The sequence below is a fragment of the Streptomyces sp. bgisy100 genome (genome assembly GCF_057709105.1).
The window spans coordinates 1-22,993 of sequence record NZ_JBYITE010000061.1; the positions used below are offsets into that span (position 1 = coordinate 1).

20 protein-coding genes and 1 pseudogene are annotated in these 22,993 nt (G+C 72.3%); 7 read left to right on the plus strand and 14 right to left on the minus strand.

What is annotated here, in order from left to right; genetic code table 11:
• Window positions 1-84: 84 nt before the first annotated feature.
• Both AC3EQ1_RS28185 and AC3EQ1_RS28190 read right to left on the minus strand, forming a co-directional pair.
• The gene (locus AC3EQ1_RS28185; RefSeq protein WP_432097146.1) at window positions 85-504 is read right to left on the minus strand and encodes an acyl-CoA thioesterase; all 420 of its coding nucleotides are present in this window, start codon (window positions 502-504) and stop codon (window positions 85-87) included.
• 184 nt (window positions 505-688) lie between these two features.
• Window positions 689-1,063 (minus strand): hypothetical protein, encoded by a 375-nt coding sequence (locus tag AC3EQ1_RS28190; RefSeq protein ID WP_432097147.1) that lies wholly within the window; start codon window positions 1,061-1,063, stop codon window positions 689-691.
• A gap of 443 nt (window positions 1,064-1,506) precedes the next feature.
• Between AC3EQ1_RS28190 and AC3EQ1_RS28195 the strand changes: the two genes are divergently transcribed.
• Both AC3EQ1_RS28195 and AC3EQ1_RS28200 read left to right on the plus strand, forming a co-directional pair.
• Window positions 1,507-1,881 carry a hypothetical protein gene (locus tag AC3EQ1_RS28195; RefSeq protein WP_432097148.1) on the plus strand — a complete coding sequence of 125 codons (375 nt, stop codon included), beginning with the start codon at window positions 1,507-1,509 and terminating at the stop codon, window positions 1,879-1,881.
• A gap of 325 nt (window positions 1,882-2,206) precedes the next feature.
• Window positions 2,207-2,599 (plus strand): hypothetical protein, encoded by a 393-nt coding sequence (locus AC3EQ1_RS28200; protein ID WP_432097149.1) that lies wholly within the window; start codon window positions 2,207-2,209, stop codon window positions 2,597-2,599.
• A 195-nt stretch (window positions 2,600-2,794) separates the two neighbouring features.
• Here AC3EQ1_RS28200 and AC3EQ1_RS28205 read toward each other — a convergent pair whose 3' ends face one another.
• The 6 genes from AC3EQ1_RS28205 to AC3EQ1_RS28230 all read right to left on the minus strand — a co-directional run bounded on the left by AC3EQ1_RS28205 (window position 2,795) and on the right by AC3EQ1_RS28230 (window position 11,090).
• Window positions 2,795-3,994, minus strand: coding sequence for a sugar ABC transporter permease (locus AC3EQ1_RS28205; RefSeq protein ID WP_432097150.1), 1,200 nt, complete (start codon window positions 3,992-3,994; stop codon window positions 2,795-2,797).
• Window positions 3,991-4,770, minus strand: coding sequence for an ATP-binding cassette domain-containing protein (locus tag AC3EQ1_RS28210; protein ID WP_432097151.1), 780 nt, complete (start codon window positions 4,768-4,770; stop codon window positions 3,991-3,993). Before AC3EQ1_RS28210 ends, AC3EQ1_RS28205 begins: the two co-directional genes overlap by 4 nt.
• Before the next feature lie 24 nt (window positions 4,771-4,794).
• Window positions 4,795-5,925 (minus strand): substrate-binding domain-containing protein, encoded by a 1,131-nt coding sequence (locus tag AC3EQ1_RS28215; RefSeq protein WP_432097152.1) that lies wholly within the window; start codon window positions 5,923-5,925, stop codon window positions 4,795-4,797.
• An 11-nt stretch (window positions 5,926-5,936) separates the two neighbouring features.
• Window positions 5,937-8,585 carry a SpoIIE family protein phosphatase gene (locus AC3EQ1_RS28220; protein ID WP_432097153.1) on the minus strand — a complete coding sequence of 883 codons (2,649 nt, stop codon included), beginning with the start codon at window positions 8,583-8,585 and terminating at the stop codon, window positions 5,937-5,939.
• A gap of 133 nt (window positions 8,586-8,718) precedes the next feature.
• A complete protein-coding gene (locus AC3EQ1_RS28225) occupies window positions 8,719-9,543 on the minus strand; it encodes a hypothetical protein (RefSeq protein WP_432097154.1) in 825 nt (274 codons plus the stop codon).
• Between the two features lie 476 nt (window positions 9,544-10,019).
• A complete protein-coding gene (locus AC3EQ1_RS28230) occupies window positions 10,020-11,090 on the minus strand; it encodes a hypothetical protein (protein ID WP_432097155.1) in 1,071 nt (356 codons plus the stop codon).
• Window positions 11,091-11,593: 503 nt separating this feature from the next.
• Between AC3EQ1_RS28230 and AC3EQ1_RS28235 the strand changes: the two genes are divergently transcribed.
• Window positions 11,594-12,682: a right-handed parallel beta-helix repeat-containing protein gene (locus AC3EQ1_RS28235; protein ID WP_432097156.1), complete on the plus strand. Its 1,089-nt coding sequence runs from the start codon at window positions 11,594-11,596 to the stop codon at window positions 12,680-12,682.
• Window positions 12,683-12,870: 188 nt separating this feature from the next.
• On the opposite strand, the gene AC3EQ1_RS28240 is transcribed toward AC3EQ1_RS28235, so the two are convergent.
• The 3 genes from AC3EQ1_RS28240 to AC3EQ1_RS28250 form a co-directional block, all read right to left on the minus strand.
• A complete protein-coding gene (locus AC3EQ1_RS28240; protein WP_432097157.1) occupies window positions 12,871-13,308 on the minus strand; it encodes a hypothetical protein in 438 nt (145 codons plus the stop codon).
• 362 nt (window positions 13,309-13,670) lie between these two features.
• The gene (msrA, locus tag AC3EQ1_RS28245) at window positions 13,671-14,336 is read right to left on the minus strand and encodes a peptide-methionine (S)-S-oxide reductase MsrA (protein ID WP_432097158.1); all 666 of its coding nucleotides are present in this window, start codon (window positions 14,334-14,336) and stop codon (window positions 13,671-13,673) included.
• 336 nt (window positions 14,337-14,672) lie between these two features.
• On the minus strand, window positions 14,673-15,773 hold the full coding sequence (locus AC3EQ1_RS28250; RefSeq protein WP_432097159.1) for a hypothetical protein: 1,101 nt from the start codon (window positions 15,771-15,773) through the stop codon (window positions 14,673-14,675).
• A gap of 369 nt (window positions 15,774-16,142) precedes the next feature.
• Here AC3EQ1_RS28250 and AC3EQ1_RS28255 point away from each other — a divergent pair, with 369 nt between their 5' ends.
• The gene (locus AC3EQ1_RS28255; protein ID WP_432097160.1) at window positions 16,143-17,306 is read left to right on the plus strand and encodes a cystathionine gamma-synthase; all 1,164 of its coding nucleotides are present in this window, start codon (window positions 16,143-16,145) and stop codon (window positions 17,304-17,306) included.
• 287 nt (window positions 17,307-17,593) lie between these two features.
• Here AC3EQ1_RS28255 and AC3EQ1_RS28260 read toward each other — a convergent pair whose 3' ends face one another.
• The 3 genes and pseudogenes from AC3EQ1_RS28260 to AC3EQ1_RS28270 form a co-directional block, all read right to left on the minus strand.
• The gene (locus AC3EQ1_RS28260; protein ID WP_432097161.1) at window positions 17,594-17,845 is read right to left on the minus strand and encodes a hypothetical protein; all 252 of its coding nucleotides are present in this window, start codon (window positions 17,843-17,845) and stop codon (window positions 17,594-17,596) included.
• Between the two features lie 179 nt (window positions 17,846-18,024).
• Window positions 18,025-18,534: pseudogene (locus AC3EQ1_RS28265) on the minus strand (sigma factor-like helix-turn-helix DNA-binding protein); the annotation flags it as partial.
• Window positions 18,535-18,589: 55 nt separating this feature from the next.
• Window positions 18,590-19,114 carry a MarR family winged helix-turn-helix transcriptional regulator gene (locus tag AC3EQ1_RS28270; RefSeq protein ID WP_432097175.1) on the minus strand — a complete coding sequence of 175 codons (525 nt, stop codon included), beginning with the start codon at window positions 19,112-19,114 and terminating at the stop codon, window positions 18,590-18,592.
• Window positions 19,115-19,274: 160 nt separating this feature from the next.
• On the opposite strand from AC3EQ1_RS28270, the gene ilvA reads away from it, so the two are divergent.
• The 3 genes from ilvA to AC3EQ1_RS28285 all read left to right on the plus strand — a co-directional run bounded on the left by ilvA (window position 19,275) and on the right by AC3EQ1_RS28285 (window position 22,848).
• Window positions 19,275-20,525, plus strand: coding sequence for a threonine ammonia-lyase (gene ilvA / locus AC3EQ1_RS28275; protein ID WP_432097162.1), 1,251 nt, complete (start codon window positions 19,275-19,277; stop codon window positions 20,523-20,525).
• A gap of 311 nt (window positions 20,526-20,836) precedes the next feature.
• Window positions 20,837-21,991, plus strand: a complete 1,155-nt coding sequence (locus AC3EQ1_RS28280) for an ATP-binding cassette domain-containing protein (RefSeq protein WP_432097163.1) — start codon at window positions 20,837-20,839, stop codon at window positions 21,989-21,991.
• Complete coding sequence (locus AC3EQ1_RS28285; RefSeq protein ID WP_432097164.1) at window positions 21,988-22,848, plus strand: ABC transporter permease; 861 nt, start codon at window positions 21,988-21,990, stop codon at window positions 22,846-22,848. The genes AC3EQ1_RS28280 and AC3EQ1_RS28285 overlap by 4 nt, the downstream gene beginning before the upstream one ends.
• Window positions 22,849-22,993 lie beyond the last annotated feature (145 nt).

Sequence of the window (22,993 nt, forward strand, 5' to 3'; positions counted from 1 at the left end):
CGCCGTTTCTCCCGTTTCCCGCCCCCGTTGTCTGTGCTCCCGTCGTGCCCGCGGCTGCCGGGTGCGCCGGAGCCCGGGCCCGGCTCAGAGGCCCAGCAGCGAGGCGTCGGTGGCGAAGGCGCGGAAGGCCTCCCGGGGGTCGGGCACCAGCTTGCGGGCCCGCAGATCCATCATGCCGCCGACGCTGTGCAGCTCGGCGGCGAGCTCGCCGTCCCGTCGGATGGTCTGCTCGACCCGGAACGTCTTTCCCTCGCCCCACACGAACGCGCAGGTCACCTCGATCTCCTCACCGGCCCGGAGCTCGCGGTGGAAGCGCATCGTGGTCTCCAGATTGACCGGGCCCACCCCCTTCTCGACCAGCTCGCTCTGGCGTATTCCGGCTGCCTGGACGAGGGACCAGCGGGCGTGCTCGGCGTACTGCATGTACACGCTGGTGTTGACGTGTCCCTGTGAGTCCGTCTCGTAGCCCCGGACGGTGATCCGTACGGTGAACGGCTGCGTCATGGCGTCCCTTTCCGACGATCCTTGCCTCGCCGCCATCCTGGCGCATGACCGCGGGGGCGCGAGGGGGTGCCGGGACGGGGGAGTGCCGGTACGGGGGCGCCGGGACGGGGACGGTGGTGCGCGAAACGCGCGGACGCGGGGCAGGGCGAGGAACCGGTGAAGCTCCGGACGGAGGCCGCGCCGGTCAAGTCTCCTGCGTATAGCGGATGTAGAACGTCACCACGGCCATGGACAGCCCGAGGATCAGCCCCATCAGGGTCCCCTCCAGCCAGGTCTGACCGCTCACGTTGAGCATGTAGCCCATCACGGCCCCGAAGATCGCCCCGTAGGACGCGGCCCGGACCTCCCGGCGCAGCCGGTGCTGCACCATCCCGAGGGCGAAGCAGAGCACGGCGCAGGCGGCTCCGCCCACCAGGCCCGCCACGGTGATGCGGGTGTTGGACGCGCCGTTGTTGCTCTCCAGCCAGGCCACGTAGAGGCCGAAGGCGATCCCCAGCGTGACGGGGACGCCCACGGCGGTGGACGGGTAGTGGCGGGCCGGCATGGCAGTCGTGGACATGGCGGACTCCTCTCTCCCCTCACGACCAGAGCACACCCGTGCGTGGCGGGCGGCAACTCGGCCGGGCGGGGGCGCGGCCGGGGCGTCGCTCACCGCATGTCATGGAGTGAGCGCGAGGGGTGCCCCCGGTCGGGCGTCGGGTCGTATGGCCCGAGCGTTGCGCGGATTCCGGCCAGGAGTGGCAGATTCCGGACTCGGGTGTGCCGCACGAGGCGTACGTGGGCTACGCACGGAGGGCGGGAAGGTGGGAAAGTATTCCATCAAATTGGTGCCGGTGTGACCTCTGGTGCGGCTGTGGCGAATCGGGCGGCGCGCGTGAATATGGGCAGTTTTTTGGTGTCGCGACCGGGAAATAACTCGCATCGTGAGATCACGCGGCGACGGCCCGGAAGGGGAATCCATCTCTTTTCTGTCGCGTCGCCGTGACGCCATTTGGGGGGAGTATGACCGAAGAGGTGATCCCGTTCGGCCGGAATCAGCCGGGCATCAGGGCGGTGATTCCCGACGCGTTGCCGGGTTCGCTTCCGCGGGGTGCCGTGGTGGCGGCGATCGCCGCCGGAGCCGGGGGCGTGGCGCGCGGCGTGGCCGCGGTGCGCCATGCCGTGGTGCGGGTCGTGGGCGAGAGCAATGTGCAGATCCAGTACCTGGACGAACATCACCGGGTGCTGCGTGAGGACATCGTCCCGGTCATGGCCATGATCGACGCGCACCAGAACGGCCGGGACGCGGCCCGCGCGGCGGGGCTGGATCCCGACCTGCTGGAGGAAGCGCTCGCGGATATGGACAAGAGGCGCAGGAGGAGGCGCGGCGGGGTGTGACAGCCGTCCGGCCCCGCGATGGCGGCGGTGGTCCGGTGCGCGCCATGGAGGCGAGCCTGGGCTACCGCTGCCATTACGCGAGAACATGGGCCTTCGACATTCTTCCGGTACTGGCCAGGTATCGGGCGCTGCAGTTCATCAGGGATGCGAAGGCGGAATGGAGAAGGATGAGTGCTCGGCTGCGGGAAGAGGCCTCTGCATGGATGGAATTCTTCGACGGCTAGGTCATGCGCTGAGGAAACTGAAGACGAAATCGGCCGCCGGGGAATCCGGCCCGGAAGGGGGCGTCGCCCCGGCCGGTGCCCCGCGGGCGGAGGGCGCGCCGGTGGAGCCCACAGCCGTCACCGAGTCGTCCGCTCCGGAGGCTCCGGGGACCGCCGGGCCCGGTGAGCCGGGGCCGGCGGGGCGGCCGGCGGACGTCCCACGCGGTGACGGGGAGGGCCGGGCCGTCGGCAGCGGCGCGTATCTGGAGTCCCTGACCGGTCTGGAGTCGCTGACGGGCCGGGGAGGTCTCGACCCCGACCTGGCCCGTGAGGCCGCCGAGGACCTGGGGTCCGCATACCGGCGGCGGTACGGGCCCCTGCCGCGGCCCGGTCCCGGCGGTGAGGAGCCCGAGCACCGATCGCCGCCGGACCTGCCCCGGCAGGTCGAGTCGCGGCGGCGGGCCGATCATCGGCAGCGGTCCTCCGCACGCCGGCGCCGGAGACGGGACGGCTGACCCGGGCCTGCGTGCCGAACCGACCTCAGGCCCGCTGAACGACCCCCGCACCCGCAACCGGCCGCGCATCCGAGCGGCCGGTCCGCACCGGGTGCCGCTCCGTACCGGGCGCCGGTCCGCACCGGGCCGTTCGTCCCCCCGGAGCCGTCGGGCACCTGCCCGGCGCGGCGGACGGGGCCGGACCACGCCGGGCGGTCAAGCCCGGCCGTGGGCCTTCTGGGAGCGGCGCGACAGGGAGTCGATGACCACGGCCGCGAGCAGCACACCGCCGGTGATCATGAACTGGACGGCCGCCTGGATGCCCAGCAGGGCCATGCCCGAGGCGATCGACTGGATGACCAGCATCCCGAGCAGGGCGGACCAGGTCGAGCCGTGTCCGCCGAAGAGGCTGGTGCCGCCGATGACCGCCGCGGCGATCGCGTTCATCAGCAGGATGCCCGAGCCGGAGGTCTGGCTCGCCGAGGTCACCCGCGAGGCCAGCATCAGGCCGCCGACCGCGGCCATCGTGCCGGACACCATGAACACCGAGATCCGCATCCGCACGATGTTGATGCCCGCCCGGCGGGCCGCCTCGATGCCCCCGCCGAGGGCGAACACCTTGCGGCCGTAGGAGGTGCGGCGGAGGACGAACTCCAGGCTCGCGAGGACGGTCAGGAAGATCAGCAGGGCCAGCGGCAGGCCCTGGAACTGGTTGAGCACCCAGGCGGCGGCGAACGCGACCACCGTGAGCACGCCGGTGCGCACCCCGATCTCGACGAGCGACCGGGACGGCATCCCGACGGCCCTGCGGCGCCGCCGGTCCACATGGGAGGTGAGGAAGTACACCGCCGCGCCCAGCGCCGCCAGGCCGTACGCGGCGGCGACATTGCCGAAGTAATGGCTGGTGAGCGTGGCGACCAGCCCTTCGTCGTCGAGGTTGACGGTGCCGCTGGTGCCCAGGATGTAGAGCATCAGGCCGTTCCAGGCCAGCAGCCCGGCCAGGGTGACCACGAAGGCCGGCACCCCGACTCTGGCGAAGAAGAACCCCTGGACGATCCCGACGGCCGTCCCGCACAGCACCGCCATCACCAGGGCCAGCCACTCCGGTACGCCCTGCTGCACGTTCAGCACCGCGAACAGGGCCGCGGCGAGGCCGCTGACCGAGCCGACCGACAGGTCCAGCTCGCCGATCAGCAGCACGAAGACGATGCCCACCGCGATCAGGCCGGTGCCCACGATGTCCACGCTGAGGTTGGACAGGTTGCGCGCCGAGAGGAAGTTGGCGTTCAGGCTCTGGAAGATGATCCAGATCGCGAGGAGCCCCAGGACCACGGGCACGGCGCCGAGCTCGCCCCCGGCCAGCCGGTTCTCGTAGGCCCGGAGCCAGTTCTTGACGACCTGCCCGCCCCGGATCACAGCTCCGTCTCCCCCGCACGCGGGGAGCGGCGCGTCACCGCGTCGCCCGTGGCTCCGGTGATGGAGGAGATGATCTGTTCCTGGGAGGCGGTGTTCACGTCGAAGAGGCCGTTGTTGCGCCCCAGCCGCAGCACCGCGACCTCGTCCGCGACGGCCTTGACGTCACCCATGTTGTGGCTGATCAGCAGGATCCCGATGCCGCGGTCCCGCAGCTGGTCGATGAGGTCGAGGACCTGGGTGGTCTGCTGGACCCCGAGGGACGCGGTGGGCTCGTCCAGCAGCAGGACCCGGGGCCCGGCGAGCAGCGAGCGGGAGATCGCGACCGTCTGGCGCTGGCCGCCGGAGAGGGCGGCGACCGGGCGGCGCACATCGGGGATGTGGATGGACAGGGCCCGCAGGAGGCTGCGGGTCCGGCGTTCCATCTCCACCTCGTCCAGGATGCCGATCCGGTGGATCTCCCGGCCGAGGAAGAGATTCCCGACGACGTCGAGGTTGTCGCAGAGCGCGAGGTCCTGGTAGACGGTGGCGATGCCCAGGGACTGGGCGTCGTGCGGCCGTTTGATCTGCACCGCCCGGCCCTCCCACTGGATCAGCCCGTGGTCGGCGGGGCCGACACCGGCGATCACCTTCACCAGGGTGGACTTCCCGGCGCCGTTGTCGCCCACCAGGGCGACGACCCGCCCGGGGTGGATGTCCAGCTCCACGTCCGTGAGGGCCTGGACGGCGCCGAAGTGCTTGGAGACACCGCGCAGGGACAGCAGGGGCAGGGACGACACGGCACACCCTCTCCTTCTCCCCGGTCACGGGATCAGTCCGGCCCGCTCGCAGGCCGACCGGAACTTGGCGGTGCAGATCTGGTCGATCGTGTACATACCGTCCTTGACGACGGTCTCCTTGATGTTGTCGACCGTCAGGGGGACCGGGGTGAGCAGAACGGCGGGAATGTTGGTGGCGGTCGAGGTGCTGATCCGGTCCTGGGCCACGCCGTCGGGCGACTCGCCGCGGCCCAGCGCGACGGCCATGGCGGCGGCGGCCTCGGCCTCCGGCTTGAACGGCTTGTAGACGGTCATCGACTGCTCGCCCTTGACGATGCGCTGGACGCCGTTCAGCTCGGCGTCCTGCCCGGTGATCGGGGGCAGCGGCGTGACGTTGCCGGACTTGAGGGCGGAGACGATGCCGGAGGCGAGCGCGTCGTTGGCCGAGTAGACGCCGTCGATGCTGCCGGGGCCGAGGGCGGAGATGGCGCCGGACATGTTGATGTGCGCGTTCTCCGGGCTCCACTGCGGGGTGTCGTACTCCTTGCCGATCGTCACCTTGTCCTCGAGGACGGACAGGGCGCCCTCCCGGAACCACGCCGCGTTCGGATCGGTCGGGTCGCCGTTCATCATGACGATCCGCCCGCCGTCCGCCTTCTTCCCCATCGCCCGGAGCAGGGCCTCGGCCTGGAGCCGGCCGACCTCGTTGCCGTCGAAGGAGACATAGCCCGAGATCGGGCCCTCGGCGAGCCGGTCGTAGGAGACGACGGGGATGCCCGCGCGGTCCGCCTCCTTGACCGAGGAGCGCAGCGACTTGTAGTCGACCGGGTCCAGAACGATCACGTCCACCCTCTTGGTGATCATGGTGTCCACCTGCTGCTGCTGGGTGGCGACGCTGCCCTGCCCGTTGGCGTAGTCCACCGTGCAGTCGGCGCACAGCTCCTTGATCTTCTGCTCGATCAGCGGCCGGTCGAACGCCTCCCAGCGGGCGGTGTGGCTGTCCGGCAGCAGCAGGCCGATCGTCACGCCCGTACCCTCCCGTCCCCCGGACAGGGCCTCCCCGCCCGAGCCCCCGGACTCCGCGGCCTGCCCGCAGCCCACGAGGGCGAGCGCGAGCGAGAGGGCGGCCGCCGCGAGGGCTGCGCCGGGGGACCGGAGCGTCGTGCGGGTTCTCACGCGGAGCCTCCTCACGGCGTTCCGAGCGCGGTCCACCAGGGGGCGTCCGCCTCCGGCTCCGCGGGGCCCTCGGGGGCATGCGCGGTGCGGGGCTCGCGCGGCGGCACGTCGATCTCGCTCCACACCTGCTTGCCGCCGCTGACCGGCACCGAGCCCCAGCCGGAGGACATCGCCTCGACCAGCAGGATGCCCCGGCCGCCGGTCGACTCCCAGTCGACGATCACCGGCTTGGCGGGGGCCCGCGGTGAGGAGTCGCTGACCGCGACCCGCAGCCGTTCCAGGCCCAGCGTGAGATCGAGCCGCACCGCCCCCTGGGTGTGCAGCAGGGCGTTGGTGACCAGCTCGGAGACGACCAGCAGCGCCGCGTCCACCTCCTCCTTCAGGCCCCAGGTGCGCAGCTTGCGGGCGGTGAACCGGCGGGCGTGCAGCACCGCGTCGGGCAGCCGCCAGACCGTCCAGCCGGCCCGGATCGGCCGGAACTCCATGCCGTCGTAGCGCAGGAGCAGCAGCGCCACGTCGTCGTCCCGGCGGCCGGCGTCGACGAGCAGCGCGTCGGCCATCCGCCCCGCGTCGGACGGGTCGGCCGCGGTGAGCAGATGGCACAGCCGGCGCATCCCGTCGTCCAGGTCGAGCCGCGAGGACTCGACCAGGCCGTCGGTGAGGAGGGCCAGGACCGTGCCGGGCAGCAGCCCGACCGTGGTGATGGCGAAGTCCGCGTCCGCGAGCACCCCGAGCGGCGGCCCGCCCTCGGCCGGCACCTCCTGGGCGCTGCCGTCCGGGTGGCGCACCAGCGGCAGCAGATGCCCGGCCCGGACGATCCACGCCTCGCCCTCCTCCATGTCCAGCTCGACGTAGCAGCAGGTGGCGAAGAGGTCGGTCTCCATGCCGACGAGCAGCCGGTTGGTGTGCGAGACCACCACGTCCGCGGGGTGCCCCTCCACCGCGTACGCCCGGATCGCCGTCCGCATCTGGCCCATGATCGTGGCGGCCCCGGCGCTGTGCCCCTGCACATCGCCGATGACCAGGGCGACGCGGCCCTCGGAGAGCGGGATGACGTCGTACCAGTCGCCGCCCACCTCCAGACCCACCATCGCGGGCAGATAGCGGGCGACGGCCACACCGCCGGGCAGCGCGGGCAGGCGGCGCGGCAGCAGGCTGCGCTGGAGCATGGTGGCGAGCTCGTGCTCGGCGTCCAGCGCGTGGGCGCGTTTGAGGGCCTGCCCGACCAGGCCCGCGGTGGCCGTCAGCAGCGACCGTTCCTCCGGGCCGAACTCGTGCGGCTCCTCCCAGCCCACCAGGCACGCGCCGACCACCCGGCCGTCGGCGGGCAGCGGCAGGATGGCGAGCCCGCCGGGGCCGACGTCCGCGAGGCTCGGTTCGAGCGCGGTGCCGGCGGGCCACAGCGTCGCCCGGCCCTCGCGCAGCGCCGCCTCCAGCGTGGGCAGCGCGCGCGTCGGCGCGTCGGGCCACTCCGCCCGCCACTCCGCCCGCCAGGCCTCCGGCCAGCTGCCGGGCTCCGGCGGGTCCAGCAGGGTGACGACCAGCCGGTCCCCGCCGACCTCGGCGAGCGCCACCCGGGCCGCGCCCAGCGGCTCCCGCAGGGCGGCGACCACCACCCGGCTCACCTCCCGGACGGTCGTCGCGTTGGCCAGCGCGGCGGACAGCCGCTGTACCCGGGAGACCTCGTCGGCACCGGGGCGCAGGTACGAGGCGTCGGCCACCACCCCGAGCACCCGCTCCGGAACGCCCTCGGCGTCGGGCAGGACCTGGCAGCGCAACCGCAGCCAGCGCAGCTCCCCGGAGGGACGGCGGACACGGAACTCCAGCTCACGGCTGCCGACGGTCAGCCGGCCCGGCTCGACGACGGACATGAGCGCGGGCAGGTCGTCCGGGACGGTGTGCGCCAGCAGCGTCTCCACCCGGCCGTCGAAACGCTCCGGCGCGATGTCGACGAGCTCCAGCATGCACGGGTCGGCCTCGATCAGCCCGGTGCGCAGGCCGACGCCGAAGGACCCCACCCGCAGACCGTCCAGGGCGGATCCCGGCAGGGCACGGGCCTCGGTCCGCGTCAGGGACCCCACGGCGCCCGGCACGCCGCCGGCTTCGAGCCGGGCGGCGACGTGGTCGGCGTACAGCTCCAGGAGGGTGCGCCGCTCGGTGTCGAACCCGTCCCCCTCCTCGTCCACGAAGAGCAGACAGCCCAGGCCCCGGGTGTTGACCCCGAGGGGCACGGCGCCCAGCGAGATGCCCGCGGGGAGGGGCGCGGGGGTTTCCGCGGTGCCGGCCGGTGCGTCCCCGTTGTCGCCGGGTGCCGCGTTGTCGCCGGGTGCCGCGCGGCGGTCGGCCAGCTCGGCGGAGCTCCACCACAGGGGGCGGCCGGCCCGGAACGCGTCGGCCGCGGGGGACCGGCCCGCCAGCGCGTAGCTCGGCGCGAGCCCGTACCGGGCCCCGGGACCGCCGAGGGTCCCGGTCAGGTACAGCTCGTCCTCACCCTCGCCCAGCACATAGACGGCGGCGAGCGCCGCTCCGGCGAACACCGGGGCCTGCTCGGCCGCAGCCTGCCTCGCCCCTGGGGTCCGCAGGCCGACACCGCGCGTTCCGGTGCCCGGATCCGCCTCCTCGTTCGGGAGTCCGACCCCGGCCCCGCTGTCGCTGGACATTCCGTAACCCACCTGAGACCCATACTGTGCGCCCGGGCGGGGGGAGGCCAGTCAGGGGACCGCCGGCGATCATGCACGTGGCCGGGCGGTACGGGGCTGGTGGCGGTGCGAAGGGAGGGGGCTCGGGGGCCGGCTACGCGGCCCGCTCCGGGCGGAGACGGCGCAGCCCGTCCATACCGGCGGTCACCAGATCGTCGTGGCCGATGGAGAAGTCGCCGTTGGGCAGCCGGCCGCCGTAGTGGGCCCCCACCACCGCGTCGGGGAGGTACGAGCGCAGCCGGTGACGCATGTCCGGCGCGTAGTCGACGGGCTCGCCCCAGAGGCGCGGTGCTTCGTCGGTGGAGAGCAGCACCCAGTGGTCGACCGGGACTTCGGCGTCGAGGTCGGGCGCCCGACCCGTGTGGCAGTCCAGCGCCGGCAGGGTCAGCCGGTCCGGGTCGAGGGGCGAGTACCACATCAGCAGCGGTTTCGCGCGCCGGGCGGCGGCGCTGTCGAAGCAGCACACCGCGATGGTGTGCCCCGGAAAGTGGTCGGCGTAGAACCTCAGCAGGTCCGGGTCGAGCCGCGGTCGCTTGTGCTCCGGTACGTCCTCGAGGGCGGCCGGGATCCTGGTCGGGTCGGCCGCGAGCAGCACGGTGTAGATGTCGTGCTCGAAGATCTCGACCGCTGAGTCGTCCCGTCCCATCCACGCGACGCCGCGCGTCATGCTCACCGAGAGGGGCCGGACCGCGTCGACCATGCGCTGGAGGACATCGTCGGTGCGCCCCACCGGGAGGAAGTGCTCCCGGGTCATCCGGGCGGTGGGCAGATGCAGCAGCATCGCGTTCGGCCCGGCGGCGAGGTTGACGGCGGTGTTCTGGTACCCGAGGACATGGATCAAGCCGTGCTCGGAGTGGCGAAGTCTCCCGGCGTACAGGGTCGTTCCCGAGAACTCGGCGTGGTCCATCGATATGCACATGGACGTCGAAGCTACCCGGGCCTCCACCTCCCGGAGAAGTGGTGGACCGTCTCCCGGAGAGGTGGCGGGCCAACCCGGAGAGGTGGCGGGCCGTCTCCCGGAGAGGTGAAGTGGCGGGCTCAGGTGCGTCGCCGCTCGCCGCTCGCCGCTCGCCGGCGTGGGCGGGCCCGACGGCGAAGCCCCCGGCCGATGGCGCCGGCCGGGGGCTTCAGGGCCGCTGGGGACCGCGTGCCACGGCGGTCCCGCGCAGGTGCCTGCCCTTCGGCGGTGCGGTGGACGCGGCGGTGGACAACCCACGGTGGCGCGGCCTCCGGCGGTGGGTGCGAATCCGCGGTGGTGCAGCTCCCGGCGGTGGGTGCGAATCCGCGGTGGTGCAGCTCCCGGCGGTGGATGCGAACCCGCGGTGGCACCTCCCCCGAGGGGTGTCAGGACCGTGCGGACGCGCTCCGCGTCACCGGTGCCCCGCCACCCGGGATTCAGTTCACGCAGCCGGGAACGCTGTTGGGCGGGGCGCAGTTGGTCGGATGGTTCTTCACGACGGTGCTCTGGACGAGCTCCACCCGGTGGGGTGCGAGCTTGGTCGAGTTCTCGCCGCTCTCCTTGCGCTGGGAGGAGCTCGTCGTACCGATGAAGAGCCTGAGGATGATCCCGGAGTTCTCGATGCCGCCGCCGGTGGTGGGGCCGCCGTTCGAGGTGTTGTGGCTGACGGTGCTGCGGTGGAGCGTCGTCGGCTCGTCCGAGCCGGTCTGGATGCCGCCGCCGTTGTTCCGGGCGATGTTGCCCTTGATCCTGGTGGAGTTCAGACGCAGTGGCCCGGTCTCCAGGTTGATCGCCAGGGTGACGATGCCGGCGCCGCGGTCACCGGAGTCGTTTCCGGCGACCGACACGTCGTTGAGTGTGGTGTCCCCCGCGTTGGCGAGGCCGCCTCCCCAGAAGGCACCCGTGTTGGCGCGGAGCGCGCCGCCCTGCATCGTCATCGTGCCGTTGGTGGCCACTCCGCCGCCGAAAGCCGCGTGGTTGTTGCTGACGGTGGTGTTCTTCAGGGTGAGCGTCCCCAGCTGGTTCCAGATCCCGCCGCCGGTGCTGGCCCGGTTGTTCCGCACCGTCGAGTCGATCAGGGTGAGGCTTCCGTGGTCGTTGAGGAGGCCCCCGCCGTGCGAGTCCGTGGTGCCGGTCTCGCCGTAGCGCACGGTGATCGACTTCAGGGTGAGGCTGCCGCCCTCCCGCACGTGGAAGAGGCGGAACGGCGTGGCGGAATTGCGGTCGATGGTGGTGTTGTCCCCGGTGATCTGCACATTGCCGGTGATCTCCGGCAGGCCGTCACCCGGGTTGTCGGCCTGGGTCAGGGTGTAGACGCACCGCGGGGCGAGGACGATGCTGCCGCCGCTGGTGTTCGCGTTGTTGATGGCCGTCTTCAGGGCTGCGATGTCATTGCACGCGACGCGGGTCGGCGCCTGTGCCTGGGCCTGCCCGGCGGGCAGCAGCGTCAGGCACAGGCCGAGGCCGGTGACGGCGGTGACGGTGGCGCGTCTGAGCGTGTCGTTCATGGGGCTTCCTTGGCTGTGGGGGCAGGATTCCGCGATCCCGGCGACGCCAAGCCGTCGGGCCTGCACCCCCTGTGCGTCGCTGATCGCCACTCAGACATATCCGACGTGTGCGTTCGGTGCATGGCTCGCCTGTCATTCGGGTGCATGGCCCGGGGCCGCTTGACGCCGGGTCCGGCGAGCTGCACCGGCCTGGCCTCGACACCACCGCAGTGCCGGTTCGCGCCTCCTGCGGTGACGCGTCCGGGCTCCTGGGCCTGCGGGCCGACGGGAGGGCCGGGGGCGCCGCACCGGGGGTGAGAAACGGGGGCTGTTCGGGCGGTACGTCGGGCGGGAACCGGGGCCGTTCGGCGGTACGTCGGGTGATGCCGGTACGTCCGGCGGCTATGAAGAAGCGGGATGGTCACCGGTCGGCATGGTCACCGGCCGGTCGGTCGGCGGCCCGGCCGTCGGCTGCCGGTGAGACCCGGCCTTTTCCTCTCCAGCACGGCGAAGGGTGAGCAGCGATGAAGAGCTTGGTACGGTCCGGCGCCCTGACCGCCGCACTGGGGGTGGGACTGTCCATCGCAGTCCTGCCGGCCGGACCGGCCGGCGCCGCGGGGGAGACTCACGTGCGGTGCAACGACATCGCAGCCCTGAAGGCGGCCATCACCAATGCGAACACCAGCGGCGGTCGCATCACCCTCGCGGCCCACTGCACCTACACCCTGACCGCACCCGACCATCGCGACAACGGGCTTCCGGAGATCACCGGGAACGTGACCGTCTCCGGCCGCGACACCACCATTCGCCGCGCCCCCGGCGCGACCCCGGACTTCCGCATCTTCCACGTGGCGATCGGCGGTGCACTCACCCTGCAGTCGCTCGAGGTCAGCGGCGGAAACGTGCCCGACTCCGCCGGTGGCGCCATCTGGAGCAACGGCACCCTGAACCTGGCCGACGTGATCATCAAGGGCAATCGTGCCGGTACGGGGGGCGGTGTCTACAACCTGGGCGGGCAGTTCCGTCTCGACCGCACCACCGTCGCGCACAACACCGCACTGCGTAATGGCGGCGGAATCGCCAACGGACGCAACGCCCTCCTCGACCGTCCCGGCACGATGACGATGAAGGGCGGCGCGCTGCTCGGCAACCGGGCACACAACGACAACGGCGGTGGCCTGGAGAACGTCAGGAGCACCGCGTCCCTGGACTCCGTAACGGTCAGCGGCAACACGGCGCTTCACGGCGGCGGCATCAACCAGTTCGGCGCCACCCTGCACCTCACGTCGACCACCGTCAGGAACAACATCGCCGTGTCGGGCGCGGGCCTTTCGAACGAGTTCAGCACAGCCACGCTGACGCGCAGCCTGGTCACCCGCAACACCGCGATCACCGCCGGTGGCGGCATCTTCAGCGGGAACTCCGCTCAGGTCACCCTCACGGGCAGCGCAGTCGTCCACAACACCCCGGACAACTGCAGTCCGGAAGGCAGCGTTCCCGGGTGCGCCAACCCCGCCGACAACGCCACACCGCCGAGCTCGAACCTGTCCCCGCCTGCCGGGAACAGCTCTGCCGGCAAGAATTCTGCCGAGACCGGCAAGGCCCCCGAGTGACCCGTCCGGCACCGGTCGCGGCCCCGTGCCGCCGCCGGCTCCACGTGATTCTCGTGGTCGGCCGGAACACGAAAGGGCGTGCTCACCAGCACCCCTGACCGGGGGCTGGTGAGCACGGCGATCTCCATGTCCCCTTGACCGGCCGCGCATCTGCTGGGCCGGAGGCGGAAGAAGCGTGGAAAACGCAATCAGCAGACCATGCTGCTCTTCGCATCTGCCTTGTCGGCACCGGACCCGACCTGGACGAGGCCGAATGCCTGGGTGCAATTGGTCGTGGCGTAACCGGCGCTCCACATCTCGTAGGCCGGGGAGTCCTTCCACTTGACGGCGTGGAGGCGGCCCTCCGGCGTCATGACGCCGACGGTCGCGGTCTTCCACTTGTGGTGCTTGCGGAAGGAGTCCCAGATCAAGAGGTAGGCGTAGTTCTTCCCGCAGCCGTAGTACTGCTTGACCGATGCGGCGGACTGGCCCTTGTACTTGATGTACTTGGTGGACCCGATCTGCCGTACCGACCCGCAGCCGGACGGCGTCGAGGCGGAGGCGGATCCGGCATTGACCAGGCCGAGCGCGAGCGTAATACCGGTGAGTGCGGCGACGGACGCAGTGCGGCACGTGCGGCTCTTCAAGGAACTTCCCCCGAGCAATAGTTCGAATATCTCGATGAGCCTACGTTCCGTCAGGAACGAATGTAAACCTCTTACTTGCTCATGGCGGCCTGCCTGGTCCCCGATACGGGATCGAGCCGCAGCCACCAGGCCGCACCGCCGCCGGACGATCACACAGGTTGGCCGGTCACGCAGGTTCGTGGGTGACATCGGTGTACTCGCAGGGCGGGGCACTCCCGTGTCCAGGGGTTCGCCATCCCGGACGAGTCCACGGAGCTGCGGTTCACCCGCCCCGACGAGATCGGCGATCCCCCGCAGCAGCTCCGTATCCGGCACTTCCCGGCATCGGGAGCGCCCCCACCCGGGGTGACGCCCCCGAGGTGTCAGTCCCCGGCCGGAGCCACGCCGACCGGGCAGCTCACGCCCGTCCCCCCGATCCCGCAGTACCCGTTCGGGTTCTTGTCCAGGTACTGCTGGTGATACGGCTCCGCCGGCTGGAACGGGCGGCCCTCCGCCGGGAGGATCTCCGTGGTGATCGCGGAGTGGTTCGCCTTCGTCAGCACCTGCTGGTAGGCGTCGCGGGAGGCCTCGGCGGCGGACTGCTGCTCGGGCGAGTGCGTATAGATCGCCGAGCGGTACTGGGTGCCGACGTCGTTGCCCTGGCGGAAGCCCTGGGTCGGGTCGTGGGACTCCCAGAAGAGCTTCAGCAGCTCCGGGTAGGAGACGACCGCCGGGTCGAAGACGACCCTGACCGCCTCGGTGTGCCCGGTGAGACCGCTGCACACCTCTTCGTACGCCGGGTTCGGGGTGAATCCGCCCTGGTAGCCGACGAGCGTGGTCCAGACACCGGGGGTCTGCCAGAACTTCCGCTCCGCTCCCCAGAAGCAGCCCAGCCCGAAGTCGGCGACCTCCAGGCCCTCCGGGTACGGGCCGAGCAGCGGGTTGCCGAGGACGGTGTGGCGGTCCGGCACCGTGAACTCGGGGGTGTCACGGCCGCGCAGGGCCTCCTCCGGGGTGGGGAGCTGGGGCCGGTGGCTGTGCAGGAACATGAGGGTCCTCTCGGCGTGACGTCCGTAACGGACAACGTATGCGGGGCCCCAGGGATTCCTGGCCGGCCGCCGCGGGCCGTCACCGCTCCGGCCGCGGGCCGTCACCGCTCCGTGAGCCGTCGTCCGTCGGCAGGTCACCGGCCGGGGCTCCATGGGAGGCGGGAGCCCCGCGCCGGCCGACGTCCCGTCGGTGCGGCCGTCCGTCGGTGCGGCCGTCCGTCGGCGGGTCACCGGCCGAGAATCCATCGGGGCGGGAGCCCGCGCCGGCCGATGCCCGTCGGTGCGGAGGCTCCCCGCCCGCCGGCGCGGCAGCGTCGTCAGCGTGCCGCCCATCCGTCAGCGCGGCAGCGTCGCCGGGGTGCCGCCCGACTGCTCCCAGCCGCCCACCGCCAGCGCCCGGTACGCCGTGTACTCCGCCGCGGGGTCGGGGGAATAGGACCAGGGCACCGCGCCCACGTGCCCGTCCACGTGCCGCAGCTGCTCCATCGCCTCGGCGTAGCGCTCCGCCCGGACCAGGAACCAGACCAGCAGATGGCGGACGTGCGGCAGGACGGGGTGGTCGGAGGGCACCGAGCGGGTGGCGAACAGGGCGCCCTGGACGGCCCGGGTCACCACGGCGCTCTGGTACAGGCCGCGGACCACGTTCACCTCGGGCAGGTGCTCGAAGACGGCGAACAGCGGCAGCGCCGGCAGCAGGCTCTTCTCCGGTGCCGAGGCCGCGGCCCGGTGCGTGAACGCGTCGGCCAGCTCCTTCGAACCGTGCCACTTCTCGCACCAGTAGTGCAGGGCGGCCAGATGCGCGCCCATGTGATGCGGCGCGCGCGTGGTGATGGTGCTCCACAGCTCCTCGACGTCGGCCTCCCGGTAGCCGAGCCCGCGGGCCACCGCGAGCTGGACGATGTACGGGGTCGGGTCGCCGGGGGCCAGCAGCGCCGCGTCCTCGGCCACGGACCGCGCCTCCTCCAGGATGATCCGGTACTCGTCCGACCCGGCGCCGCCGGAGGACTGGCGCGCCTGCCGGACGAGGAACTCGGCGTGCACCACCGCGCCGCCCGCCTCCTTCGGGGACTCGGTGCGCCAGGTCCGCAGCCACCGGCCGCCCTCCCCGGGCATCTCGGCCAGCTCCACGGCCGCCGCTCCGGCCAGTGTCTGGACCCGCTGCCAGCGCAGCTCCCAGTCGTCCGTCACGGCGAGCAACTGCGCGGCGGGGCGCCACTCCTGGGTCCGCCGGATCTCCGCCAGCACCTCGGCCAGCTCCCGGTCCGGTCCCGGCAGCCGGACGTCGAGCTGCTCGGGGCTGACGAAGCCGTACTGCCGGGGGTCGATGGCGCTGCCATGGGCGTGGAACGCCTGATGTCCGTTGCGCCTGCGCCGCAGGGCCGGGACCAGAACACCGCCGATCATGGTCAGGCCCAGCAGGATGATCAGAATCTCCATGAGGTGTCCAGGTGTCCTCTGCCGTGTCGTCTCGTGCCGTGTCGTCGTCTCGGATGCCGAGCACCAGTGTGGCCCGGACCGCAGCGTGCCCGTTCGTACGGCCCGAGTCGTCGTGCCCGCCGGTGCCAAGTCGTCGTGCCCGCCGGTCCCGGGCCGTCGTGCCCGCCGGTGCCGCGCTGTCGCGTCCGCCCCGGTCACGGACCGGAGCCGCCGCCTCCACCCCGCACCGGTCTCCCGGAGCCGCCGCCTCCACCTCGTACCGGTCTCCCGGAGCCGCCGCCCGTGCCCGGACGTCCGGAGCCCGTCCCCCAAAAGTACTGTCGGACGAGCCCAGGAGTTCCCGGGCCGCGCGTACTACTCTCGGGCCTCATGAGTGACGAGCACCAGCAGCACGCACACCAGAGCTTCGAGACCCGCGCCATCCATGCGGGCAACACGGCCGACCCGCTCACCGGCGCGGTCGTGCCGCCGATCTACCAAGTGTCCACGTACAAGCAGGACGGGGTCGGCGGGCTGCGGGGCGGCTACGAGTACAGCCGTTCCGCCAACCCGACCCGTACCGCGCTGGAGGAGAACCTCGCCGCGCTGGAGAGCGGACGGCGCGGGCTGGCCTTCGCCTCGGGGCTCGCCGCCGAGGACTGCCTGCTGCGCGCGCTCCTGGTGCCGGGCGACCACGTGGTCATCCCGAACGACGCTTACGGCGGGACGTTCCGGCTCTTCGCGAAGGTCGTGGAGCGCTGGGGCGTGGAGTGGTCGGTGGCCGACACCTCCGACCCGGCGTCCGTCCGGGCCGCGGTCACGCCCCGCACGAAGCTCATCTGGGTCGAGACGCCCAGCAACCCGCTCCTCGGCATCACCGACATCGCCGCCGTCGCCGAGGTGGCGCGCGCCGCCGGGGCGCGGCTCGTCGTCGACAACACCTTCGCCAGCCCGTACCTCCAGCAGCCGCTCGCGCTCGGTGCGGACATCGTCGTGCACTCCATGACCAAGTACATGGGCGGGCACTCCGACGTGGTCGGCGGCGCCCTGGTGGTGAACGACGACGCACTCGGCGAGGAGCTCGCCTTCCACCAGAACGCGATGGGTGCCGTCGCCGGCCCCTTCGACTCCTGGCTGGTGCTGCGCGGGATCAAGACCCTCGCGGTCCGGATGGACCGGCACAGCCTGAACGCCGGCCGCATCGCGGAGATGCTGGTCTCCCACCCCAAGGTGACCCAGGTCTACTACCCGGGGCTGCCGGACCACCCCGGTCACGAGGTCGCCGCGAAGCAGATGCGCGGCTTCGGCGGCATGGTGTCGTTCCGGGTCGAGGGCGGCGAGGAGGCGGCGGTCGAGGTCTGCAACCGGGCCCGGCTGTTCACCCTCGGCGAGTCCCTCGGCGGCGTGGAGTCGCTGATCGAGCACCCGGGCCGGATGACGCACGCCTCGGTGGCGGGCTCGGCGCTGGAGGTGCCGGCGGACCTGGTGCGGCTGTCGGTCGGCATCGAGGCGGTCGACGACCAGCTGGCGGACCTGACCCGCGCGCTGGGCTGACCCCGCTGGGCCGACCTCGCTGGTTCGGCGCTCCGCGGGACACCCCGGGGCCGGCTCCGGAGATCTGCGGCGGGCTCGTGCGTACAGCGCACGGGCCCGCTCGCCGTATCCGGGGGCGGTCGGATCACCGTCCTTGGGTCGGATCACTGCCTCGGGCGGGATCACGGTGCTCGGGCGGGATCACGGTGCTCGGGCGGGATCACGGTCCTCGGGTCGTGGCACCGTCCTCGGGCCGGGTCACCGTCCCCGGGCCGGTGACCGTCGGCGGCCCAAGCCCTACAACGGGCCTACCAGCCCTCCAGCGGCGGTGTGGTGTCGGCCGGCGGTATGAGCCATGGCTGCGCCATGGCCGCCCACACCGCGAAGGCGAGGGCCGCCGCCAGCAGCAGGACCCACCCGGCGGTCCGTACCGCGCGGTGCCGGCCGTGGATGCGCTTCCCGCGCTGGACGGCCCTTGCCGCGAGGTCCGGCGGCACGGCGGGATGAGGCCCGTCGAGCATCCGGCGGACCTCGTCCTCCTTGCGGTCGGGACGGCTCACCGCGCCGACACCCCCGGGGGCGCGCCGCCGTCGTGGTGCCGGTCCGCCGCGGCCGCCGACGCCGCCGTCCCGTCAGAGGGTCCGGACCCCGGTGACCGGGCTCCGAGGGGCGTGGCAACCCGAGGCGCGGCTCCGGGTGACGCGGCCGCGTGTAGTGCCGGACCGGGTGATGCCGGACCGGGCGGCGCGACCCCGTGCGGTGCCGGACCGGGCGGGGCCGGACCGGGCGGGGCGGAACCGGGCGGGGCGGAACCGCCGGGTGCGGCGGCGCGGCTGCGCAGGGCGGTCATCGAGCGCAGGCAGATGGCACGGACCCGTTCGACGGGGAGGCCGAGCCGGGCGGCGGTCTGTTCCTCGGGCACACCCTCGTAGAGCCGCAGCACCAGGACCAGGCGTTCCCGTGGGGTGAGCCCGCCGAGCACGCCGCCGTGGGCCCGTCGGTGGTGCCAGGCGCCATGGGCGAAGCGGCCGATGAGCTCCTGCCGCGTGCGGTCGTACGGATCCTCGCCGTGCAGCCGGTCCCACCCCGCGTAGGTGCGCGCCAGCGCGGCCGTCAGCAGGCGCTCGGCGGCGTCCCGGTCGCCGGTGAGCAGGACGGCGGCATGCAGCAGCCGGCCGGCCGCACCCGCGACGAATGCCTCGAATTCCCGGGCCCGGCGACGCTCCTGTGCTGCTCGCCGCTCTCGCACCGCGCCTCCTGAGCCTCCATGGGACGGCAGCGGGTGCGCGCGGTCAAGAGGCGGGTCAGGAGGCGGGGGCCCCCGGGTCGGCGGGCGGCAGATGAGCCGCGGCCTGCCGGGCGGAGAGCGAACCGTTGAAGCGGGTGAGCAGGGTGCAGAAGATCTCCCGCTCCTCCTCGGTCCAGCCCTCCGTGACCAGGGCCATCAGCTGCCGCCGCGAGGAGCGGACCTCGTCCAGCCGGGCCTTGCCGCGCGGTGAGAGCTGGAGGACGACGGCCCGGCCGTCCTCGGGGTGCGATGTGCGCTTGACCAGGCCGGTGTCCACCAGCGGCGCGACCTGCCGGGTGACCGTCGAGGAGTCGATGCCCATCCCGGCGGCGAGCGCCTTGACCCCCATCGGACCCTCCCGGTCCAGGCGGTTGAGCAGCAGGTAGGCGGCGCGGTCCATGGAATTGCGGACCTGTCCGACGCCGCCGAGCCGGGTCTGCTCCGCGCGCCGTGCGAACACGGCGACCTGGTGCTGCAGCGCTTCGAGGAGACCGCTGTCCGCAGGCCCCTCCTGGCCGGAGGGCGGCGGAGCAGTCGTCATGTCCGGAGTCGTCGGCATGGCCTGGGCTCACTTCGTGGGAATCGGGCTGTGGATGCGCACAGGGTACGCGGCCCGGGCCCGGGCGGGAGCAGCACGGGACAAACCGGTGGACGGGGTCCTCCGGCGGCCGGGGCCGACCGGAACTGCGAAACTTGGCCACATGGCTGAAAACCATGGGGTGGGTGCCCGCCCGGAGCCCCTCGATCTGTCCGAGATCACGGTCGACGAGGTGCGTGCGGCGCACAAGATGCTGACCGGGGTGTCCCGGGTGACCGCCATGGAGGGCAGCCGGCATCTCAGCCAGCTGGTGGGGGACCCGGTCCACCTGAAGTGCGAGAACCTCCAGCGGACCGGCTCCTTCAAGGTACGCGGTGCGTATGTGCGGATCGCGGGACTCAGCGCCGAGGAGCGGGCGGCGGGCGTGGTGGCGGCCAGCGCCGGGAACCACGCGCAGGGCGTCGCCCTCGCCGCCTCCCTGCTGGGTGTGCGCTCGACGGTCTTCATGCCGGTGGGCGCCCCGCTGCCGAAGATCGCGGCGACCCGCGAGTACGGCGCCGACGTGCGGATGCACGGCCATGTCGTCGACGAGACGCTGGAGGCGGCGCAGGAGCACGCCCGGGCGACCGGCGCGGTCTTCATCCACCCCTTCGACCACCGGGACGTGGTGGCGGGGCAGGGCACGGTCGGCCTGGAGATCCTGGAACAGTGCCCCGAGGTCCGGACGATCGTCGTCGGCATCGGCGGCGGCGGGCTGGCGGCCGGGATCGCGGTGGCCGTGAAGGCGCTGCGGCCGGACGTGCGGCTGGTGGGTGTGCAGGCGGAGGGGGCCGCCGCCTACCCGCCCTCGCTGGCGGCGGGGCGCCCGGTGTCGCTGGAGACCATGGCGACCATGGCCGACGGCATCAAGGTCGGACGCCCGGGGGACGTGCCGTTCAAAATCGTTGGCGATCTCGTGGACGAGGTCCGTACGGTCTCCGAGGACGAGCTCTCCGGCGCGCTGCTGCTCTGCCTGGAGCGGGCGAAGCTCGTGGTGGAGCCGGCCGGGGCGAGCCCGGTGGCGGCGCTGCTCTCGCAGCCGGACACTTTCGACGGGCCGGTGGTCGGGGTGCTGTCCGGCGGGAACGTCGACCCGCTCCTGCTCCAGCGCATCCTGCGGCACGGCATGGCGGCGGCGGGCCGGTACCTGTCCCTGCGGCTGCGGCTGACGGACCGCCCGGGGGCGCTGGCCACCCTGCTCGGAGTGCTGTCACAGGGGGACGTCAACGTGCTCGACGTGAGCCACGTCCGGACCGATCCGCGGCTGCGGCTGACGGAGGCCGAGGTGGAACTGCAGTTGGAGACGAGGGGGCCCGAGCACTGTGTCGAGGTGCGGGCCGCGCTGCGCAAGGCGGGCTACATCGTCATGACGTGACGCTGCGCAAGGCGGGCTGCATCGTCCTGGCCGGTCACGACCAGCCGTGACCTGCCGTGACCTGCCGGGCCGTGACCGGGCTGTGCCGCCGGGCCTGACGCGGGACGAGTAAATCCCTTGACGCGATATATCGCGACTGCTGTACAGTCGGGCCGCTCCCTGTCGCGACCCGACTTCGCATCGGATGGAACCGGCATTCGTAACGGCGCCGCCGTTGTCTCCGATGTCCCTGATCTCCGCGGAACAACCCGAGCGGAACAACCCGAGCTGAACAACCCGAGCTGAACAACCCAAGACTGTGGGAGAACTTCATGCCAGGTGCCATTTACGCCGAGGGTCTCGTCAAGACCTTCGGCGAAGTGAGGGCTCTGGACGGCGTCGACCTCGATGTCCCCGAGGGCACTGTGCTGGGCCTGCTCGGCCCGAACGGGGCGGGCAAGACGACCGCCGTGCGCGTGCTCACCACCCTGCTGCGGCCCGACAGCGGAAAGGCGGTCGTGGCCGGGGTGGACGTCCTCAAGCACCCCAACGACGTCCGCCGCTCGATAGGCCTCTCCGGCCAGTTCGCCGCCGTCGACGAGTACCTCACGGGCCGTGAGAACCTCCAGATGGTCGGCAGGCTCTACCAGCTGTCCGCGCGCGCCGCGAAGGCCCGCGCGAACGAGCTGCTCGAACGCTTCAACCTCGCCGAGGCCGGGGACCGCCCCGCCAAGACGTACTCCGGCGGCATGCGGCGCCGTCTCGACCTCGCGGCCGCGCTGGTCATCAGCCCGCCGGTGATGTTCATGGACGAGCCGACCACCGGACTCGACCCGCGCAACCGCCAGGCCCTGTGGGAGGTCATCCAGGAGCTGGTGGCCGGTGGCACGACTCTGCTGCTGACCACCCAGTACCTGGAGGAGGCCGACCACCTCGCCCACGACATCTGTGTGGTCGACCACGGCCGGGTCATCGCGCGCGGCACGTCCGACCAGCTCAAGGCCCGGACCGGCGGTGAGCGGGTGGAGATCGTCGCCCATCGACGGGACCAGCTCCGGGACGCGGCCGAGATCCTCGGCGGCTTCGGCAAGGGCGAGGTCGGCGTGGAGGAGCACACCCGCAAGGTCACCGTCCCGGTCACCGGCGGCGCCAAGCTGCTCGCGGAGGTCATCCGCGAGTTCGACGCCCGGGGCGTCGAGATCGACGACGTCGGTCTGCGCAGGCCGACCCTCGACGACGTGTTCATCTCACTGACCGGCCACGCGGCGGAGGACGGTGACGCCGTGCAGGGCGGAGGCGCCGTGCAGGACGGAGACGCCGTGCAGGGTGGAGACGGCGGCCCGCCGGACGGAACCGGTGGGTCCGGTGCGGCCCGGTCGTCCGCAACCCAGTCGTCGTCCGCCACCGGGTCGTCCACCACACAGCCGTCCACATCGCAGCCGTCCACCGCCCGGCAGACCTCGACGCAGCAGGAGGCACACCAGTGAGCGCCGTCACCGACACGGCTCCCCGCGCCACGGCGCCGCAGCCCGGCGGAGCCATCGGGCAGTCCGTCCGGGACTCGCTGGTGGTGGCGAAGCGGAACCTGATCCGTATGGCCCGGATCCCGGAAGTGGTCATCTTCGGGCTCATTCAGCCGATCATGTTCGTGGTGCTGTTCAGCTATGTCTTCGGCGGGTCCATCTCGATCGCCGGCAACACCTCACCCGAGGAATACCGCGCCTTCCTCATGGCAGGGATCTTCGCCCAGACCGTCACCTTCGCCACCGCCGGTTCGGGTGCGGGCATCGCGGACGACATGCAGAAGGGCCTCATCGACCGGTTCCGGTCGCTGCCCATGGCGCGGGGCGCCGTACTGACCGGCCGGACGCTGGCCGACCTCGTGCAGACCGCGCTCACCCTGGTGGTGCTGGCGATCGTCGCGCTCATCGTCGGATGGCGGATCGAGGACGGCATCCTCGGCGCGCTCGCCGGCTTCGGCCTGCTGCTCCTGCTCGGCTACGCCTTCTCCTGGATCGGCGCCCTGATCGGCCTGGTCGTGCGGACCCCGGAGGCGGCGACGTCGGGCGGTCTGATCTGGCTGTTTCCGCTGACGTTCATCTCGAACGCCTTCGTGCCCTCCGAGAACATGCCGGACTTCCTGCGGCACGTGGCCGAGTGGAACCCGTTCAGCGCCACGGTGCTGGCCTGCCGCGAGCTCTTCGGCAACCTCCCGGCGGACTACCACGCGGCGGACGCCTGGCCGATGCAGCACCCGGTGATCGCGTCGGCACTCTGGTCGGTCCTGATCATCGTGGTCTTCCGGACCCTGGCCGTCCGGAAGTACCGCTCGGCCACGGCCTGACGCCGCTCAGTACCGCTCGGCCACGGTCTGACGCCGCTCGGTAGTGGTAGGGACCGGTCGGGTCGCCGGACCGGTTTCACGGAACCGGCCCGCCGCCGTCCCGAATCCGCGAACCCATGACGGCGGCGGCCCGGGCGGCAACGCG